16 protein-coding genes are annotated in these 20477 nt (G+C 36.9%); 11 read left to right on the forward strand and 5 right to left on the reverse strand.

From position 1 onward, the window contains the following. Positions 1 to 4: 4 nt before the first annotated feature. On the reverse strand, positions 5 to 2731 hold the full coding sequence (locus ABXH06_RS11955) for a collagenase (RefSeq protein ID WP_353518364.1): 2727 nt from the start codon (positions 2729 to 2731) through the stop codon (positions 5 to 7). A 275-nt stretch (positions 2732 to 3006) separates the two neighbouring features. On the opposite strand from ABXH06_RS11955, the gene glmU reads away from it, so the two are divergent. From glmU to ABXH06_RS11990, 7 genes are all read left to right on the forward strand, one after another. Next, positions 3007 to 4377, forward strand: a complete 1371-nt coding sequence (gene glmU / locus ABXH06_RS11960; RefSeq protein ID WP_311582059.1) for a bifunctional UDP-N-acetylglucosamine diphosphorylase/glucosamine-1-phosphate N-acetyltransferase GlmU — start codon at positions 3007 to 3009, stop codon at positions 4375 to 4377. A 161-nt stretch (positions 4378 to 4538) separates the two neighbouring features. Then, entirely contained in the window at positions 4539 to 5300 is a 762-nt protein-coding gene (locus ABXH06_RS11965) for a DeoR/GlpR family DNA-binding transcription regulator (RefSeq protein WP_311582062.1), read from the forward strand. A 19-nt stretch (positions 5301 to 5319) separates the two neighbouring features. Next, on the forward strand, positions 5320 to 7152 hold the full coding sequence (gene glmS, locus ABXH06_RS11970) for a glutamine--fructose-6-phosphate transaminase (isomerizing) (protein ID WP_311582065.1): 1833 nt from the start codon (positions 5320 to 5322) through the stop codon (positions 7150 to 7152). Positions 7153 to 7431: 279 nt separating this feature from the next. Further along, positions 7432 to 8235, forward strand: a complete 804-nt coding sequence (locus ABXH06_RS11975) for a TnsA endonuclease N-terminal domain-containing protein (protein WP_353518365.1) — start codon at positions 7432 to 7434, stop codon at positions 8233 to 8235. Further along, positions 8219 to 10312, forward strand: a complete 2094-nt coding sequence (locus ABXH06_RS11980; RefSeq protein ID WP_353518366.1) for a TnsB C-terminal domain-containing protein — start codon at positions 8219 to 8221, stop codon at positions 10310 to 10312. The genes ABXH06_RS11975 and ABXH06_RS11980 overlap by 17 nt, the downstream gene beginning before the upstream one ends. Before the next feature lie 3 nt (positions 10313 to 10315). Beyond that, positions 10316 to 11950, forward strand: a complete 1635-nt coding sequence (locus ABXH06_RS11985; RefSeq protein ID WP_353518367.1) for an ATP-binding protein — start codon at positions 10316 to 10318, stop codon at positions 11948 to 11950. 12 nt (positions 11951 to 11962) lie between these two features. Further along, complete coding sequence (locus tag ABXH06_RS11990; protein ID WP_353518368.1) at positions 11963 to 13498, forward strand: TnsD family Tn7-like transposition protein; 1536 nt, start codon at positions 11963 to 11965, stop codon at positions 13496 to 13498. A 16-nt stretch (positions 13499 to 13514) separates the two neighbouring features. On the opposite strand, the gene ABXH06_RS11995 is transcribed toward ABXH06_RS11990, so the two are convergent. From ABXH06_RS11995 to ABXH06_RS12005, 3 genes are read right to left on the reverse strand one after another with little or no spacing between them, the layout of a single operon-like run. Beyond that, positions 13515 to 13859, reverse strand: coding sequence for a hypothetical protein (locus ABXH06_RS11995; RefSeq protein ID WP_353518369.1), 345 nt, complete (start codon positions 13857 to 13859; stop codon positions 13515 to 13517). A 12-nt stretch (positions 13860 to 13871) separates the two neighbouring features. Then, entirely contained in the window at positions 13872 to 14408 is a 537-nt protein-coding gene (locus tag ABXH06_RS12000; protein WP_353518370.1) for a hypothetical protein, read from the reverse strand. After that, on the reverse strand, positions 14401 to 15381 hold the full coding sequence (locus ABXH06_RS12005) for a TniQ family protein (protein WP_353518371.1): 981 nt from the start codon (positions 15379 to 15381) through the stop codon (positions 14401 to 14403). Before ABXH06_RS12005 ends, ABXH06_RS12000 begins: the two co-directional genes overlap by 8 nt. A gap of 57 nt (positions 15382 to 15438) precedes the next feature. On the opposite strand from ABXH06_RS12005, the gene ABXH06_RS12010 reads away from it, so the two are divergent. From ABXH06_RS12010 to ABXH06_RS12020, 3 genes are all read left to right on the forward strand, one after another. After that, positions 15439 to 16347 (forward strand): helix-turn-helix transcriptional regulator, encoded by a 909-nt coding sequence (locus tag ABXH06_RS12010; RefSeq protein WP_353518372.1) that lies wholly within the window; start codon positions 15439 to 15441, stop codon positions 16345 to 16347. A gap of 82 nt (positions 16348 to 16429) precedes the next feature. Further along, complete coding sequence (locus tag ABXH06_RS12015; RefSeq protein WP_353518373.1) at positions 16430 to 17428, forward strand: DEAD/DEAH box helicase family protein; 999 nt, start codon at positions 16430 to 16432, stop codon at positions 17426 to 17428. An 88-nt stretch (positions 17429 to 17516) separates the two neighbouring features. Continuing rightward, positions 17517 to 18149: a DEAD/DEAH box helicase gene (locus ABXH06_RS12020; RefSeq protein WP_353518374.1), complete on the forward strand. Its 633-nt coding sequence runs from the start codon at positions 17517 to 17519 to the stop codon at positions 18147 to 18149. A gap of 358 nt (positions 18150 to 18507) precedes the next feature. Here the strand turns inward: ABXH06_RS12020 and ABXH06_RS12025 are convergent, their stop codons facing one another. Beyond that, a complete protein-coding gene (locus ABXH06_RS12025) occupies positions 18508 to 19542 on the reverse strand; it encodes an IS110 family RNA-guided transposase (protein ID WP_353518375.1) in 1035 nt (344 codons plus the stop codon). Positions 19543 to 19934: 392 nt separating this feature from the next. Between ABXH06_RS12025 and ABXH06_RS12030 the strand changes: the two genes are divergently transcribed. Next, a complete protein-coding gene (locus ABXH06_RS12030) occupies positions 19935 to 20471 on the forward strand; it encodes a manganese efflux pump MntP (protein ID WP_074498696.1) in 537 nt (178 codons plus the stop codon). Positions 20472 to 20477: the final 6 nt, after the last annotated feature.

Raw genomic sequence — 20477 nt, forward strand, 5'->3', positions numbered from 1 at the left:
TAAGTTATTTATTACGCGCCTTTAACTGACTTTGACTATGCATACGATAATGTTTTGAGTCTTCTGCGTAGTGTTTAGCTGAATATATTAAACGTTTGGCTCTGCTATTTAGTGATTGAGCAAGATTTTGTAACCAAGCTTTATAAGAAGCTTCTAGAGAATACATAGTCGTAGTTTTCTCTCGATAACAGTCTATATCGCCAGAAATTAGGCATTGTTTAAATCCTTGATGTAATTCTTGGTGATTTTCAACTAAAAATCGATGCAGTGTGTAACTCCAGATATAAATCAAATCACTACTTGAATTGTAATTTACCGTACTAATCTCTTCGATAGTAGGCCATTTATCTTCCGGAGTAGAGGTAAGAACATAGTTACCTCGAGGAAATTCATCTACCCAAGCTATATATTCAGCTAGGCCCTCTGACCACCAGGTAGTTTCATCGAGAGATAAGTGACCAAACTCACCATATTTGACATAGCGACCATCTAGATAATGCGTAAACTCATGCTCCCAGTTCCATACCCACCACGCATCCTCTTCGCCTTGTTGATAAACAAATAATCGCGCAATATTATCTTCTTGAGAAGGAGTACCCTCGAGATAGAACCCACCGTTATCTGTTGGAATTTGATAAAGAGAATAACCATATGCCCCATAATCTTGCGAGGAGTTGAATATGCTAGCGTATACAGCATCATTAAAGTCATCTTCTACTGAAACGTTATTTGTTGCCAGTACCTGATGAAATGTATCGGAAGTAGTTATTAATGATTGGCATAGGCTATCTTGCTGATCTATCGTTAAATCATCAAAACGCAGCTCAGCAAAATCATTACAACTTGTTACCTTTGGAAGTATTTCTTGTTCCGAAACTATATAGCAAATATCTTGGTATTCATTCCCACAAAGATTGATTGCTAAATCTGGATTATGATAACCAACAGCATCCGATAAATAATAACCGTAAAAAGCAATTTGTATATTTTTGCTATCTTCTGCACTGGTATGTTCAATGACTGCTCTGGTAAGTGAAACCATGCTTTGCTCTAACATGGTTTGCCATTCTGCATCGTCATCGAGCCAAAACTCATATCCTAATGAATATATATTGTATAAAAGGTAGTAGTCGCCATTAATAGGCACTAGTTTACTTTGAGAGAAATTAGTCAGTGCTGTTAAAAGTGATTCATTATAGTAACGTGCTACAAAATCTCTATTTTCACTGAACTTAAAGGCATAGGCAGTACGATCTATTAGATCGAAAACATTGTAAATTCCAGTTTGTAAATTGTAAGTATCACCTTGACCATCAAATCTACTATATAAGTTGATTAGAGCTAAGTTGATGTCAAAAAACTTTGTAAGTAGCTCATGCTTATGGTCAAACCTACTCAGTGAATAAACGGTATCGGTATAACCAGTGTGGAGTTTGGTTGCTGATTCTGATAAACCATAAAAACCAGACATTTGAGTTAACCTCAGGCCAGCGGTATTAAGGTTATTTAATTGGTTATCGGTTAATTTTTCACTGTCTAAGTGAAAGATATGTGCTCGAATGTAATAAGTTAAATTATATAACCTTTCGTCGGTAATATTATCTCTAAGTGCCAAAGCGTCTAATGCTTTGATGGCATTATTAAACTTTTCTTCGTTATGTACAAAGTCTGAAGAGAAAGGGTCTTGACCACTAAATATATCATTAAGTAATTCAGGGAAATCGGAGTCTGATTGCCAGCTGGGTGCTAACGGTTCGGTTAGGTTGCCGTTATATACGATAGCATGATCGGCAAATTTGAATTCATATTTGATTAAGTGAGTATTACCAAGGCTATCGATTATTGAAACGATAACTCTATCATCACTGACATTTAATTCTTCAATGCTGGTTGTGTTGGGTTGATAAGTAAATTGTTGGTTAGTGTAACTAAAAGAGCCAAATCTAGGCTCAGCTAATACAACAATATTATCTGAAAATACTTCATCTGTGTTTAATTCTGCTGCCGGTAAGATAAAAACACCTGACATTGCATCTTGTGAATTTCCGAACAGCTGATAACTAAAACGGGAAATTTCAGAACTGTTTGGTAAAAGGTTGATAACAACATCACTAGGCTCAGACCAAACTAACCCATCAAATACTTTATAAGTGAAGTGTGTTTTAAGTTCGGTTGTTTGTCTTGGGGCAATATAAACAAATTCACCCGTAGTATTATTAAACGTAAGAGAGCCAATTAAAACATCGTCAATTAATTCGAAACTTAACGTATCGCCATCAATATCCGTACCGATTAAATTACCAACGTAAACGTTATCTAAGGAAATATTTATCTGAGACTGCTCAGCAAGTGGTGCGATATTATCGGGTGCCAATAAAGTGATCTCGACAGAAGCTGATTGTTCAAGCGTACTATCTGCAACCACGTTAAATGTAAATTTTGTTTGGTCTTTGCTTTCAAATTTATTGACCGAAAATGTGAACTCTCCTGTAGAAGATAATTCGAATTCACCAATATTTGGCGCTGAAACTAATTCGAAGCTAATTGGTAAGTTGTTGTTGTGTTTTGCAGTCAGTTTTCCGGAAAACGTTGTCCCTTTTTTTATTTCAATATAACTGTCTTGAATGGTAATGGTATTAGATTGTGAAACTTTTGTTTGTTTGGTCTTGTTGCTGTCACCACCACCACAACCGGCTAGTAGAATTAATAGTACTATTAAATGTATTTTCATTATTGTTATTTATTTAGATAATTGACTCGGGAGGATGTTACAAAATGGTGAATTAATTACAATCTAAAAACATAAATATTTTAGTTAGTTACAATCATTTTTGTAAACTTTTGTGTTTTTTACCCTAACAATATATGACATTACTCATCAAAGAATATTAATCTATACATTATATTTTATTCAGATACGGTAAATAGAAAGCTAGTATTAGTTTTTATTGGAAAATCGTTAGAATAACGCGTTAGAATAACCAAAAAACAATAAACGGAATAATTATGTCATTGTCAGTTGTCATTCTTGCTGCGGGTAAAGGCACCCGTATGCGTTCATCTTTACCAAAAGTACTTCACCCAATAGCAGACAAACCTATGGTTAGTCATGTTATAGATGCCGCACGTAAATTAAATGCTGAAAACATTTATCTTGTTTATGGTTTTGGTGGCGAAATACTAAAAGCGACGATTAATGAAAAAAGTGCTGGCGATGATTTAACGTTTGTTGAGCAAAAAGAGCAATTAGGTACAGGCCATGCCGTAGCCGTTACAGCATCATACTTGAAGGATGATGAAGACGTGCTGGTTTTGTACGGTGATGTACCGTTAACTAAAGTTACAACATTAGAAAGTTTGATCGATGTCAAACCGGAAAATGGTATGGGGTTATTAAGTGTTAACCTCAATAACCCAACTGGTTACGGAAGGATCATTCGAGAAAATAATGCTGTGGTTGGCATTATTGAACAAAAAGATGCTAATGAAGAACAGCTAAAAATTAATGAATGTAACACCGGAATACTGCTCGCTAATGGTGGAGACCTGAAGCGATGGTTAAGTCAATTATCAAATGATAATGCTCAAGGAGAATATTATTTAACTGATGTTATTGCCGCGTGTCATAGCGAAGGAAAAACAATAGCAACAGCACACCCTGAAACAGAAATTGAAGTTGAAGGAGCAAATAACCGAGTACAACTTGCGGCATTAGAGCGGGCATATCAATTACGCAAAGCTGAAGCTTTAATGATAGCAGGAGCGAGTCTTCGAGATCCCAATAGAATAGATGTTCGCGGCACTATGATGGTTGGACAAGAAGTTCAAATAGACGTTAATTGTATCTTTGAAGGGGAAGTTGTAATCGCCCATGGTGCAAAAATTGGCGCTAACTGTATATTGAAAGACTGCTCCATTGGTGAAAATACCGAAATAAAACCCAATACTATCATCGAAGGTGCTGTGATTGGTGATCATTGTTCTGCGGGGCCATTTGCTCGGATACGACCTGATAGTGTGATGAATGAGAACTCCCATATTGGTAATTTTGTTGAAATGAAAAAAACAACTTTAGGGAGTGGTAGTAAGTCAGGTCATTTAACCTATTTAGGTAATACTACCGTCGGTAATAACGTAAATATCGGTGCGGGAACAATCACCTGTAATTATGATGGCGTAAATAAGTCGCAAACCACAATTGATGATAATGCTTTTATTGGCTCTAATAGTTCACTTGTTGCGCCTGTATTTATAGGTTCTGGAGCTACCGTTGGTGCGGGATCTGTTATTGCTAAGGATGTAGAAGCCGAAGAATTAGCCGTGGCTCGTGGTAAGCAACGTAATATTTCGGGTTGGAAAAAACCGGAAAAAAAATAACTACCCTCTGTTAAATAGGGCATTAAATCATCATTAATGCCCTTAAATAGCCAAATAATTTGTAACTAGGCTATAAATCCAAATTCTGATTGTTTTTTATCACAACTTTTGCTTAAATAGATAAGTTTTAAAACGAAACTTAATTGAGTAAATCGAAAGTTATGACAAAAAGAAATACTAAGCAACGTCGCCATATTATCATTACCGAATTAAACAGTTTGGGTGAAGTTAGCGTTGATCAACTTTCTAAGAAATTTGATACCTCAGAAGTTACGATAAGAAAAGACTTAGCTGCCCTTGAAAATAGTGGCTTATTGCTTCGCCGTTATGGCGGTGCTGTTTCATTACCGAGTGAATTAATTGAGCCAAAGTGTGAAAAACTTTCAAAACGAAAGCTTAGTATCGCAAAAAAAGCAGCCACTCTCATCCGTGATCATAATAGAATTATTTTAGATAGCGGAAGTACAACATCCGCACTCGTGAATGAGTTGAGTAAGAAATCTGGCTTAGTAGTGATGACAAATTCACTATCGATAGCATCTGAAATTCAGGCTTTAGAAAATGAACCCACGCTATTGATGACTGGTGGTACATGGGACCCACTGTCAGAATCATTCCAAGGAAAAATCGCGGAAAGTGTTTTAAGATCTTATGATTTTGATCAGTTATTTATTGGTGCAGACGGCATTGATATTGAGCGTGGTACCACTACTTTTAATGAGTTATTAGGTTTAAGCCAAGTGATGGCGGAAGTTTCTCGAGAAGTGATTGTGATGATCGAATCTGAGAAAATTAATCGCAAAATACCTAATCTGGAAATACCTTGGCAGCAAGTGCACACGCTTATTACTGATGATGACTTATCTGAAGAAGTAAGAAATAAACTAATAAAACAAGGCATTAATTTAATTTGTGCTAAGTAAGATATAAAAGGAAATAAATATGTGTGGAATCGTCGGTGCAGTAGCACAACGTGATGTGGCAGATATATTAGTAGAGGGGCTTAAACGTCTAGAGTACCGAGGCTATGATTCAGCTGGTGTAGCTATTATTGATAATGATAAACAGTTACAGCGATCTCGTCGTTTAGGTAAAGTACAAGAACTTGCTGATGCATTAACTACACAACCGCTTAGTGGAGGAACGGGTATTGCGCATACACGTTGGGCAACGCATGGTGCACCAAGTGAAGTAAATGCTCACCCTCATATTTCAAGCGAGAATATTGCGGTAGTACACAATGGCATTATTGAGAACCATAAAGAACTCAAAGAAAAGCTACAAACGTTAGGTTATGTGTTTGTTTCTGAAACAGATACTGAGGTGATTGCACATCTTGTACATCATGAATTAAAGACCGCAGATTCACTCGTTCAAGCCGTGCAAAAAACAGCGCTTCAGCTTGATGGTGCATACGGTACCGTAGTCATGGATAGCCAAGATAAAGATCGACTTGTGGTCGCTCGTTCAGGGAGCCCATTAGTGATAGGTTACGGGGTTGGTGAAAACTTTATTGCCTCAGATATGTTGGCATTATTGCCTGTTACGCGTAAATTTTCTTTCTTAGAAGAAGGTGATGTAGCAGAAATTACCCGCTTTTCAGTTAATATTTATGATATCGATGGCAATGTTGTAGAGCGTGAAGCAAAAGAGCGTGAAGTCGCGCAAGACAGTGGTGACAAAGGTGAATATCGTCATTACATGCTTAAAGAAACCTATGAACAGCCAACTGCTATTCGAAATACCTTAGAAGGCCGTTTACTTGGTAACACGTTAGACATCAATACTTTTGGCGATGGTGCTGATACCATTTTTAAAGACATCGAACATGTGCAAATTATTGCATGTGGCACCAGTTACCACTCAGGCATGGTGGCACGTTATTGGTTAGAGTCGTTAGCCGGTGTGTCTTGTAATATCGAAATTGCTAGTGAATTTCGTTACCGTAAATCGCATGTGCCGAAAAATGCCATGATCGTTACTATCTCGCAATCGGGTGAAACCGCAGATACGTTAGCTGCATTGCGTTTAGCAAAAGAATTAGGTTATCGCGCTAGTTTAACTATTTGTAATGTAACGGGTTCATCATTAGTGCGTGAATCTGATTTAGCCTTTATGACCAAAGCCGGCGCTGAAATTGGCGTTGCTTCAACGAAAGCATTCACCACGCAACTTGTTGGCTTGTTGATGATGACATTAGCTATTGGCCAACATAATGGCATGAGTGAAAATATCCAACATGATATTGCACAATCACTGCTTACCTTGCCAAATAAATTGGATGAAGTGCTCGCGTTAGCCAGTTCTATTGAAGATTTAGCGGAAGATTTTGCTGATAAAAATCACGCTTTATTTTTAGGCCGTGGTGATCAATATCCTATCGCAATGGAAGGTGCGCTTAAGTTAAAAGAAATTTCATATATTCATGCTGAAGCATATGCTGCCGGTGAATTAAAGCATGGTCCTTTAGCGCTTATTGATGCTGAAATGCCAGTAATTGTCGTAGCACCGCAAAATGACCTCATTGAAAAACTAAAATCAAACGTTGAAGAAGTACGCGCACGTGGTGGTTTGATGTATGTCTTTGCCGATGCCGATGCAAAATTTGAAAGTGATGACACCATGAAAGTGATCAACGTGCCTCATTGCGATGATTTAATAGCGCCTATCGTTTATACATTGCCATTACAGTTGTTATCTTATTACGTGGCTATCATTAAAGGCACTGATGTTGACCAACCGCGTAATTTAGCCAAAAGTGTTACGGTTGAATAATTATTACTCTCCCACATTTTTGTCCTGTGGAAGGATAAATAAGTCAGTCCTATGGATAATTATAATGGTCCTAGTAATAAATAAACTGGTCCTAAGGATAAATATTTTAGTCCTATTGATTAAAAAGGCTTGAATTTTTCAAAAATCACAGTATACATATAAGTGTCTGACATAGAGCAATGTCTGACTTCGAGCACTAAACATTAGAAGCTTTGTTAAATAAATGAGCTACGTAATGAAAGTGTGTGGAGTTTAATGCATTGTTTGTGGCAGGCGCTTATGTTGTTCAATGAAAAACAAATCAAAAAGTTTGAAAAGTGGAATCAATTAAAAGATTCTACCTATTACCCCTTCATAAAAGTTACTGACTTATCTTCTACTGGTGTTTCATCAATCATTCGAGGTTTTTCGACTGGAAGAAATCACCACACGCTATCAGGCATTGAGACGAGCACATTTTTACTTCTCGATTGGCAAACTAGTGTTAAAGACATAAAAGAGCAATATGCGCTCGACCCTGTTGTTACAGAGCAAATTGCTAATGAAGCCAAAATAAAACACCCTTCGTTCAAAGGAGAGCTTGCCATTATGTCATCGGACTTTGTGGTTGAGACTAACGAACCACAATCCAAATTTGCTCTTCAAATAAAACCGCATGAAAAACTAAAAGAACCAAGAGTTATTGAGAAGCTCGAAATTGAACGACGCTATTGGGCAAGAAAAAATATTCCTTGGTTTGTTGTTACAGAGCGTGAAATACCGGAAACGTTAACCAACAACGTCAAATGGCTCCAATCAACGTTATGTGAAATTACCCAAATACCTAACTTAGAAGAAAAACTTGAGTTTCTTTTAAGCTTTTCTAAAAAGGTCGACTTATCTGAAACAATAGTTGATTTTTCAAAACAGATTGATTCTGCCTATGGACTTGAAATCGGGGAAACTTTATCGGAGATAAGGCAATTAATAGCTTGGCGACATATTAATGTTGATTTAACTAAAAAGATTAATTATCTCACTGTGAAAGACTTTGTTGATGGGGCTGTTATCTCAGGAGGTGAAGATAATGCAATTGTATGTTAACGATGTATTTAGCCTTCATCAGCGCTTAGTTCGAGTTTTATATTGTTCTGGCGATTTAGTAGTATTTTTTCATCTCGATGCAAAACCAAGAGAAATGCCTTTTTCTCTTTTAATTAGTGAATTACAAGAAAAAATACTTAGCGATGAAGCAAGGAGAGCTGAAGATCCATACTTATTCACAGAACAAGAAATTAATGAAAAAAAACTTACCAAGGCTAAGCGTCGACTAGATTGCATTACTGACATTGTTAATACTCCTGAATGTCTATATAGGACAAGTCGCCTTAAACTAGTTAAGGCTGCAAGCGAAAGAACAGGTGTATCGACTAAAAACTTATACAATTGGGTAAGGCAATATTGGCAAAAAGGGCAATCACTATTTGCTTTATTTCCTAATTCACACAAATGCGGAGGTAAAGGGCAAAAGCGCAAAGACACTTCAACTATAGGGCGGCCTAGAATTGGAAGTGATTGTGAGAATCAAGGTAGAGCACCTGAAATAAAAGGGGTTGTCTTAAAACTCTTTAGAATAGTTACTGATCAATATCTACTGACAAAAAAAGCCCCTGGACCATCTTATGCTCTTCGACGAGTTCAATCCAAATATAAGGATTTATATCCTGATTCAGAAGAGAAAAACCTACCTACCTTATCTCAATATAAGTATTTTCTTCAGCGAGAAATTGATATAGCTGAAAAGTTAAGAAAACAGACCTCAAGACATGACTTTGATAACAATATTGCACCTTTAATCGGCAGCTCTATTGAAAAAGCAATGGGTCCTGGTTCTCGCTTTGAAATTGATGCAACTATAGCTGACGTATATCTAGTTTCTGATAAAGATCCATCTTTAATTATCGGTAGACCAACTTTATATACTGTCATCGATACCTTTAGTCGTATGGTGGTTGGCTTTTACATTGGTATGGAATCACCTTCGTATGTTGTTGCAATGAGAGCTATTGGTTCAATATTTATGAACTGGCAAGTATATGCTTCGAGTATTGATTTGGATATACCGTCGGATAGCTTAATTGAAGCAGGTCTTCCAGATACACTGCATGCTGATAGAGGAGAGCTATTAGGGCATCAGATTGAAATGATGTCTAGTGTCAATTCGGTGATTATTGAATATGCCCCACCATATCACGCTATATCCAAAGGTATAGTTGAGCGATATTTCAGGACATTACAGGCCAAATTCAAACCATTCGTGCCAGGCGTTGTTGAAGGTGTAACTGTAAAAAAGCGTGGAGGTAAAGACTATCGATTAGATGCTGCATGCAACTTAACTGAATTTAAGCAAATGATCTTTTCATCTATTTTAATTCACAATAATTTCCACGAAATAGGTAAATATGTAAGAGCTGAAGATATGCCTCGAGCCTTACCACCTATTCCTAAGGTCTTATGGAACTGGGGGCTTCAGAATCGAACTGGGCGCCTTAGGCAGCCAATTTCAAAACAATTCAAAATAGCGTTATTACCTCGTCAGAAAGTAACTTTTGATGATCGTGGAATAAAACTATTTGGTGTTTATTACACATGCCAAGAGCTATTTCGAATTGGCTGGTTACATCGCCATGCATCTGCTAAACGCCCTAAAAATTTGGAAGCAGCATATGATCCTGCTAATGCTAACAAAGTATATTTGTATGTAAATATGAAACAACTTGAAGTTTGGGAGTGCAATTTAGCTCCACACTCACGAGAGTTTTTAGGTAGGAGCTTTTGGGACGTTTTTCTGATTAACAAGGAAAGAAGAAAAATTACTGCAAAAAGCAAACAGATTGAAAACAAATATATCCGTGAATCTGAAGATTTTGTAGAAGAACTAACTAAAAAAGCACTTGAACGCCGATTACAACTACCTTGCAAAAGTAAACAAGCAAAGATTAGTGCCATTGACGGTAACAAGAAAAAAGAAGTAGATGAAGCTAGAAAAGAGCGTTTAATTGAAAATGATGACAGTCCTTCAAATGAGTCAGCCGATATTCATTTACTACCTACCGCAGAGTTTGATGACGAATTTGATTTACCAGATGACGTTGATTTTTTATTTGATGATGAGGATTAAATTATGAAATTACCTGATACGGCAATAAAAGCGATATATATCGATGCTAAGGAGAAATCATATAGAGGAAATCCCTTCATCGAAGCTCTACCACCTATTAATTCACAAGTGAAGCTTAAAGAATACTTAACTCGGGATACTTGTGAGGAGTTTTTGCCAGATGAGGATGATGATCTTACTCGTTTTCATAAAATAGTTAGCCTTATTGACGGCTGGTTCCAGCCACTTTCAAACCACATACTGCTCGAGCAAAAGCTTTCATTGATTATTAGAAAAGGGTACGTAGGTCGTAATATTGCGACAGGAGATCTAAATCGAATATTGCAAAAAGGATATGAAAATATTCAAGCTGGTGGGGAAATGGTGCAGTTTGGTAATAACCAGTCGACAGCTCAGAGTACGCTTTTTATCGGAGGAAGTGGTTTAGGTAAAACTTCAGGTTTAAATTTATTGTTAGCTTCCTACCCGCAAATAATTTTTCATCCTAAGTATAACCATGTCCAGCTAACCTACCTAAAAGTAAATTGCCCCCACGATGGATCTTTGAATGTTCTTTGCAGCAATGTATTAGAGGAGCTTGATAGGGTTTTAGGAACTAATTACCAAAGTAATTTAAGGCAAGGTTGGAGTATTGCTAGAAGAGCGGCTTATATTGCTCAAACAGTATCAAAATACTCTACAGGCGTGCTGGTAATAGATGAAATTCAAAATTTATTGCTTGCTAAAGGCGGCGGCAAAGAAAGAATACTAAGTTTTCTTTCGACATTGGTCGATGTTATTAATTTGCCTGTTCTCTTTGTGGGAACGCCCAAAGCCAAAGAAATAATGATGAAGCTTTTCATGTACGCGAGAAGGTGCACAGGAGTTGGCTCTATAGAATGGGGACCCCTTAAGACTTCAGTTCAAAATACTTCGAATAAAAAAAATAAAAGTGAATGGAGGGCTTTTACAGACAGACTTTGGAAGAAACAGTTTCTGCATGAAGCAACCGATGATTTGACTGATGATATCAGAGTAACCTGGCATGACTGCACACAGGGCATAATTGACATTGTAATTAAGTTATTCGTGTTTACACAGATTAGGGCGATCGTAACTAAGAAAGAGAGAATTACCTCGCGTCTTATGCGAAAAGTGTATGAGGATGAGTTTAGGCCAATCCACCCTATGATAGACGCGTTAAGATCTGGAGATCCTGATCGCATAACAGAGTATTCGGATTTATACATGGGAAATACGATTAACTTTTTGACGGAGAAAGAAAAGCTCTTCAGAAAAATGGAAGAGGAGCGAAAAAAGAAAGCTAGAAAGTTTAGTGGCAACAAATTAGCTTTGGAACTGAATGAATTCCTTTTAGATTTAGGTGTTGATGGGAATGAAGCTCAAACTATAGTAAAAATGGTTATAAATGATCATCCTGATAAGGTTGAGGTTAAAGAGCTCGTAAGAATTGCTCTTTCCTACCAAGCTGAGAAAAAACACGTTAATGCAAAGAGTAAGAAGACTACAGTTAAGGCTTTACCAGAAAAAATGTGGAAATCATTGGATGGAAAAGACTTAAGATTTATTCATGCAACCAATACTTGTGACATTCATGGTGAGTTAGAAGAACATGAATTGATATATAAGTTTGCATAGAAGGAACAGAGCATGTTTAATTTCCCCACACCTGAAAACGAAGAATTGCTTTACAGTGTCATCGCAAGAGCAGGCGTAATAGCCGGTGAACTTGACTCAATACCATTATTAAAAATGGTTTTTGGTCACCATAAACTCATTGCAACTGTTGATTTGCCTTCAAATATTGAAACAATTGCAAAAAATTATCATGAATCCTGTAATCTACCGTCAAATGACTTGATATATAAACACACTTTGTTTCCAATCTACGCGCCATTTATTGAGGAACAAACTCGTAAAAAAGTAATCGAGTGGATGAAATATAGTAACTCTGGAGCAGCGCAAACAGCTACTGGCCGGTGTGCATCTATTGTTAAAGCAAAAAAAGAATTAATGGTTTGTCCAGGTTGCTTGCAAGAGCAATTGGTGGAAAAAGGAACTGTATTCTTGAAGCGATCGTGGATGGTTCCGGGTATAAGACATTGCTTGAAGCATGGAGATCTTTTTCATACTGGAATTGAACTAGGTAAAGATGCAAGGCATGCATTTAAACCTTTACCAATCGAACTTGCGTGCAATATTACAAAGAACAGCAAAGTTAGTACAAAGCACCAGATTATATGTGGTGCAGTTGATAAACTCTTATTACTTCCTGAAACTAGTTCACCGACATTTAATCAATGGTCTTGTTATTACAATGACCTAGGCATCAAGTATGGCGTAACTCGTGGGAAACAAGTGGATCACAGTATAATCAGCGCTACTGTTCTTTCTCATTGGGGCGAAGGCTTTTTGAGAGACATTGGTCTAGTTGAAGATCCTAAAGAAATTCAGTGGCTAACAAACATATTTCGCAAACACAGGAAATCATTTAGCTTTTTACAACACATTGTAGTGTTGGATGCATTAGTATCTGGTTGGTCTTGGAAAAAGCTATTGTCAGTTGTAAAAAGATATCCCTCCGCACCCCAAAAAGTGAAAAAGGTCGAATATCAAAAGGTCGATCTGAAAAAGCGTAAAGAATGGGACATTGTCGTTAAAAATCATGGCATTAATGGAGCTAAAAAAAGTGGGCATGTAGCTTTACAAATGTGGTTATATCGTCACGACACTGATTGGTATAAAGAGCATAGTAAAGTTAACTCATTACCGAAATATCGACCAAATAACCGGGTAGACTGGCAACAACGAGACAATGAACTTTGTGAAGCTTTAAAGCAAAAGTTATCTAAATATGACCTTGTCTTTATTGATAGACAAATAACTAGGTCTTGGATGATGAATTTGTTGGGGTGTAAGCCCATGATAGAAAAAAATCTAGAAAAACTCCCAATTTTAATCAGTCTTTTTAATCAATATACGGAATCAACTTCAGATTTTCAGATCAGACGCGTAAATAAAACGTTAAGTGAACTTAAACTGGCAGATGAAAGTGTAGCTGAATGGAAGTTACTCCGTTTTTCAAAGCTAAGTAAGGATAGGGTTAGACCTGAAACTTCAATATATATTGCTAAGGTTCTTTACCAAGAAGGTTGTGAAGATACGCTTAAGCATTGTAGCCTTTAGGTAACAGTCAAAATTTTCAATTATCTTCAATATATGAAATAGCTGAACCATAGCCGTTATTAAATCTAACCTGAAGTTTTTGCCATGGCATTATACTTATGCCATGGCCTAAAAGCTTAGCTAAATTAAAAGGAGAAGAACACTTGTTGTTTTTCCCTATTTGGTCTGACGAAAAGATAGTTCTAACACTGTGACCTGTTACTATTTGAATCTCCCACTCTTTACATGATGTAAATATTTCTGTTTTTAATACTCTATATCCACCACTGAAGCCGTATTGGTGCAATAGCTTGTTAGGATCAACCAGCATCTCTGTAAATTGATTTATCTGATCAGAAGGTATTGGAATTAATGATTGCATATTTATCTCCTGTTAGGCGTCAAACCTGAGTTCATTTTTTAGGCCAGCCATGCAAATGAGCGCAAAATCTATTACGGGATGATTTTTATGGTTAAAGCCTAAAGTGGAATAACTTGTTATTAAATAATCACAAATTTTATATAGTGTTTCGCTAGAGGTAAGTAAATTTGCAGCAGGTATAAAACCATTTTCTAAATGTTGGTTCATAATCATTTCTATACCTATAAAACAATACTCATAAGCATTTATGTCGCAGTACGCTCGCCGTGTCTTACTGTAAGCAGTTGAAAGGCTATAGCCAAATAATAATGCTGACGGAATACACCCATAGTGAGCCAATGTTTGACAAAAAGCTTGTTGCTCAATATTTTCGAGAGGAATAAAGCCTTTCTCCCCTTGAATACTATGGTTATAAAGAAAACTATCGTGATTTAATTCTCCAGCCAATTGTCTACGTCGAAGGTTTTGGCTTTCCATTAGTTGTTTGGAAGAAATTAACTCCCCCAACCATATTTGCATAGAATTAACCTTGATATTGACTTCAATCATGGTGGTCTCCAGTTAGTTGCATTTCTAAAAGTGCTTTCAATTTCATGTATGCATATGATGAGCTGTATGGTCCACGGTATAAATCTCTATATATGTCAGGATAAATGACAGAAAAGTCTTTGAATGAAAACTCTTGCTCCAGTTCGTGGAAAGTTTCAATAAAATCAAAAACTGCGAAAGGATAACAACAAATGTTTTGGTAGCAATCAAACCATGCTCTAGAGTCTGGTTTATCGTATTCGCGATAGCTGTGTTTATAATAGAAAAGGTATAGCAGAAGAAAGTTTGAAGTGTCCATCATGCCAAATACTTCAGGTAAATCATCTACAAAAGGACGTTGAAGCACGAGGTATAATTGCTTGGCTAACACTTCTTCTGAAGAGGTAATACATTCTTTGCGATATTCCGAGTTTGATATCCGCTCAAACAAGTTTTGATCATTCCAATCTATATAAATATCGCCATCGTCCCATTTATCTACAATAGAAGATGAGTGCTTTATACAAAAAGTAATCGGCTTAAAAGCTTGATATGCAGGGATGTAACCATCCTCCAATAAACATTTCGGGCAACAACGGAAATGTTCATGACAAAGAATATCTGTTGGTACCGAATGGCTGCAATATGTAGTCATTTCTTTATTACTTTTCGGAAGTAAATTAATTAAAAGCTCCTCATCAATTCCCATACTGCTAGCTATTGACTTTAAAGATGAGAAATCAGTTAAAAAACAGGAAGAGTTTCTTCTAAACTCGCCACTTAATCCAAGATACGAATACATATCAGGCAAAGAGGAAAATCTATTAGAAATACACATACGAACTAAGTAAGAATAAATGTGCTCATATGGTTTTGGTGCCAGTGCTTTTATGGGCATGTTATTACTTCCTGAGTTATTCAATAAAAAGATACTACCAAAAGTGTAGGATCTTTTTAAGAAAGCACCAAAAAGAAAATACCATTTTGGTAGCATCTAATAAGTTTTTGCGCTAGTATTGACTATAATTACAACAAAAATGTTAAATATCTGATGGAAATAGATAAAAATATTAATAAGTTATCTAGCGCTCAAAGACAGCGCTTAGCTTATATTGATTTTTGTCTTGAATACTTTGGACGAATAAGCCGAATAGAATTATCAGAGCACTTTGATGTAGGAGTTACTTCTTGCTCTCGAGATTTTGCCACTTATAGAAAGCTTGCAGAAAATAATTTAGATTTTCGTCATTCTGGCAAACATTACATAAGAACAAATAGTTTTCAGCCGCTATTTCAACATAATGCTGAATCTGCTCTTAAAAACTTAGCAAATGGGTTTGGTGATGGTATGGCTTCACAATTTCCTGCAAACCCTCATTGTTCCGATGCTGTCCATTTAACCCATCCAAGGCCGCAAATAGTGGCAAGCTTAATGCGTGCTATTGTTGGCAATTTGAACGTTGAAATCGTATATCAATCTTTAAGCTCTGGAATGTCTGAAAGAGTGGTCGCTCCGCATGTGATAGTGAATACAGGTCATCGCTGGCATGTGAGAGGGTTTGATTATAAATCTGGTGAATTTAGAGACTTTGTTTGCTCTCGAATTGAAAATTTTAAACAGCATAAAACCAAACCATCTTTAACTGAATTGCCTGAATCAGATATAAGTTGGTGTGAATCCATTGACTTGATTTTGATACCCCATCCCGAGCTGACCTTTAAACGTCCAATTGAACTTGATTATGACATGATCGACGGAGTCAAAGTTGTTTCAATAAGAAAAGCTTTAGCAGGATATTTTTTGAAGTACTGGAATGTAGATTGTAGCGAAGCTTATAGACTACCTGCTTCTAGTTACCATTTATGCCTTAAAAATAGAGAAATACTAGTAGGGCTTTCTACAAATATGCTGGCTCCTGGTTACAAAAAAAATAGCAAGGAAAACGCTAACGAACTCTAATAGTACAGGTGTCTTCAAATAGGATAAGGAGGTTATATATGGCTAGTAAGGGAAGTATTTACTCTCAATTTAAGGATTTAGAATGAGTTTAAGTGAACTGATTCTTAAGGAAGAATATCGAACAGGTGAAGCAAACCTTGTAAAAGACTTCTATCTTCCTTGCTTAAATAAAAGTGAAATTTACCAACGTTCTGTTGGTTACTTTAGCTCAACAATTTTTCTTCTTATTGGACCTGAAATTATCAATTTCGCCAAAAGAGGTGGAAAAATTCAACTTGTCTGTTCACCTTCTTTATCTGCTGCCGACATTGACGCATTGGACCAAGGTTATGACTGTGATGTTCATAAAGCCAATCAAGAAATACTCCATACTGTTGATACCTTATTAAGTGATGGTAAGGCTATTAAGAATACTGAAGCTTTAGCGACATTAATAAAGTTAAAAATAATGGAAGTCAAAATAGCGTTCAGAAAAAATTCCGCAGGTATTTATCATGAAAAATTGGGTATTTTAACAGGAGGAAATTGTTCCGTTTCCTTTAAAGGTTCAGTAAATGAAACATGGAGTGGTTGGCATGAACGGGGAAATTATGAATCCCAGGATGTCTTTTGTAGTTGGAAAAATGGGAGAGATGAATGTCAGGTAAAGCGCCACAATCAATATTTTAAAAGACTCTGGTCAAACCAAATTGAAGAATTAGAAATTATTGATTTCCCTTCTGTCGCGAAAAACAGGTTGGAAGAAAGAGCTTTAAATTCAATAGATGAAATTGCACTAGAAGCGCTTACAGACTATTTCTCCATAGGTAATGAGCAAGAAAAGAAAAAAACTTCAAATTCACCTAATAAAAGAAGTCCTTTACCCCACCAAAAAGAAGCTTTAGAGGCATGGAAAAATCAGGGATACAAAGGAATCTTTGAGCATGCCACAGGTAGTGGTAAAACATTTACAGCTTTAACAGCTTTAAAAGATCACTTAGCCGAAGATGGCGTTGCTATTGTTTTAGCTCATGATCGTTTGCTGCATAAGCAATGGGCTGAAGAAATAAATACCAGAGGTTACGATACTTTAAGCTGGTGATGGTCATAATCGGTGGCGTAAAAACCGTAGACTTCAAAACTTTGTACAGAAAGGTGAAGGGTTTGGCAAGCGTATAGTGTTGGTAACAATGGGAACGGCTTATAAAGCTGAATTTTTAGGTGCTATACCAGGTGGTGATCATTTAATGGTGGTCGCTGATGAAGTTCATGAAATTGGAAGTAATGAAAACTCAAAGGCATTAACGATAATAGCAGGTAAAAAACTGGGCTTAAGCGCCACTCCTGTTAGATATAGTGATCCTATAGGCACCCAAAAAATAATTGACTACTTTGGTCCTATTGTTCAACCACCATTTACTCTAGTTGATGCTATTGAGAGCGGTAGGTTGGTCAAGTATGAATACTTACCTCAAGCCATTAGATTTACTGCTGAAGAATCTGAACAATGGGAAATTGCCACAAAAGATATCTCAAGAGAATTTGCTCGCTCAAAAAGAGATGACAGTGGCTCTCCCATCCCCTCTGCAAGGTTGCAGAACATGCTAATTCAGAGAGCTAGAATTGCCAAAAAAGCTGAGGCAAAGGTTCCTTACGCTATAAAAACAATCGTTGAAAATTACTCAGAAGGCGAAAGTTGGTTAATATATTGTGAGGATCAGTTCCAACTATCTGAAATTAAGGAAGAATTAGAAACTCAGGGCTTTTCTCCTTGTGAGTTTCATACAAAAATGGAAGGAGATGCAGCAGCATCCTTTGGATGAAGACTCTTAGGGTTTAAAAAGTTAAGTGGCAACCTTTCTAATATGAAGGGTTGTTTTTGAAGAATATACCGAAATAAACTTATTACTTCTATGGCGGTTTGGGGCATATATGGACGCCCCGGTTAATGCAAGGTTTAATGAAGATACAGTCTGCTGTCATATATCCGACGTCTAAATTGGCTGTTTATAGCCAGCGCCATGATGTAATCCGAATCCTGTCTCCTAATCACAAAGTCGACATTTAAAATGACAAGCCCCAAGGCAGGTTTTTACAGGAACGGTTGACCGTTTTTCATCAAGCATTGCAAACTTAAACTAGGTTTAAAATACTTACTTTGTTTTCTACTACTTTATAAAATTATGCTGCTTTAAATGCACAAGTAGCTTTAAATTCATCCTTACTTGTTACAATAACCCAAGCAATTCGTGTTAACTTGTTGGTAAGAGCAACAATGGCTTTTGCTTTGCCACTTCGTATAACAAGTGCATTGAACCAGCGGCTGAGTGCATCTGTTCGATCTGGTGTATATTTCGAAACGGATCTTGCGCCATGAATCAATAAGGCCCTTAATTCGTTATTGCCATTTTTTGTTATACGGCCTAACTTTGGCTTACCACCAGAGCTTGCTTGTCGAGGAACTAAGCCACACCAAGCAGATAATTGTCTTCCATTTGAAAATTGTTTTCCCGTACCAACCTGACTTAAAAATGCAGCGGTGACAATTGGACCAAACCCAGGGATAGCAAGTAACGCTTGGTATCTTGGTTGTTGCTTACATAAAGCTTCTAGCTCACTTGAGATTGATTTGATGTCTTCAGTTAAGCTATTTACTTCTTGCCATAGGCTATAGATCAGTTTTCGCATTACACCCGATAGTTCATTGTCAGCATCTTCCAAAACCTCGGGAACCTGTTCTCGTAGAGACTTGAAACTTTTAGCGATAGTAATGCCATATTCACTTGCTAAACCACGTAACTGGTTAGATATTGCAATTCTTTGAACAACTAACCTTTGTCTAACACAGCGTAGCGACTTGATATCTTGTAGCTCGATTGTTTTTATTGGCACGCTATGTAAGTTTGGTCGTGAGGCCGCCTCACAAATTGCACGAGCATCGTTAGCATCATTTTTCTGATGACCCACAAAAGGTTTAACGTGTTGAGGTGGGATTAACCTAATTGAAAACCCCATTTTTTCAATTGTTCTAGCCCAATAGTTAGAGCTACCACAAGCCTCCATGGCAATAAGTGTATTTTCTGGAAATTGACGCACCACGTCTAAAAGCTTTGCTCGGGTAACCTTTTTATTCGAAGTAACTTTGTTTTCATTGGATAAAACACAGACTTGGAAATAGTGTTTTGCTAAATCAATACCGACAACTTTGATGCTCATGATTACTCTCCTATCAATTGAATTTAATCAATTAAAGTATGGCTCATTAAACGCCAATGGGGAGGGGCGTCCATCACATCACACTGAGATAAGAAAAATGACCGCTCTGTTCGCAAAAGGGAAGCTTCGCGTGACTTAATCTATACTTCAGCTCCTAGCCAATAGCAGACATTAGCTTTTGAGTTATAAACAATCACTCATAGCCAATTTATGAGATTAACATTATTCAACGAAAAGTTTATTCTAATGTACCTAAACAATTCTCAATGAAAATTGTTTAGGTACAATACTAGACAAAGAGTAACCAGAGCATTTCATTATTGGTTTGATATCGTTGTATTTAGTGGGTTAGACTTTCTGAATTTTTTTGATAAAACCTTGAGGAAAGTTGATTGTTTGAAGTGTTAATTCTTGCTATTGCCTTAAGTATGGATGCCTTTGCTGTGTCGATCGGCTTAGGCTCTAAACAGGCAACTAGTTTAAATAAACTAGCTTTTAAGGCTGCTTTCTACTTTGGCTTTTTTCAAGGAGTAATGCCGCTATTCGGTTATTTTAGTGGCAAAGGGATATCATCATGGGTAAACGATTATGCGCCTTGGATAGCATTTGCTTTGTTGATCTTCATCGGGGGAAAAATGATTTATGAATCATTTGCTGAAGGTATTGAAGAAGACATATCTCAAGTCACTCACCGCGTTTTACTGACTTTAGCTATTGCAACGAGCATTGATGCTATGGCCGCAGGTTATGCAATCACTTTAATGGACGTAAATGTACTAATAGCTTGTTTGACTATCGGTGTGACCACAGCTGCTTTTAGTTGGCTGGGTGTGAAAATAGGTGCTAAAAGCGGAACTTTACTTGAAAGTAAGGCTGAGCTATTAGGTGGCATTGTGCTAATTCTTATTGGTTTTAAAGTGTTGCTGTAATCTTAA

It is taken from the genome of Thalassotalea sp. SU-HH00458, from assembly GCF_040362795.1.
Classification (GTDB): domain Bacteria; phylum Pseudomonadota; class Gammaproteobacteria; order Enterobacterales; family Alteromonadaceae; genus Thalassotalea_H; species Thalassotalea_H castellviae.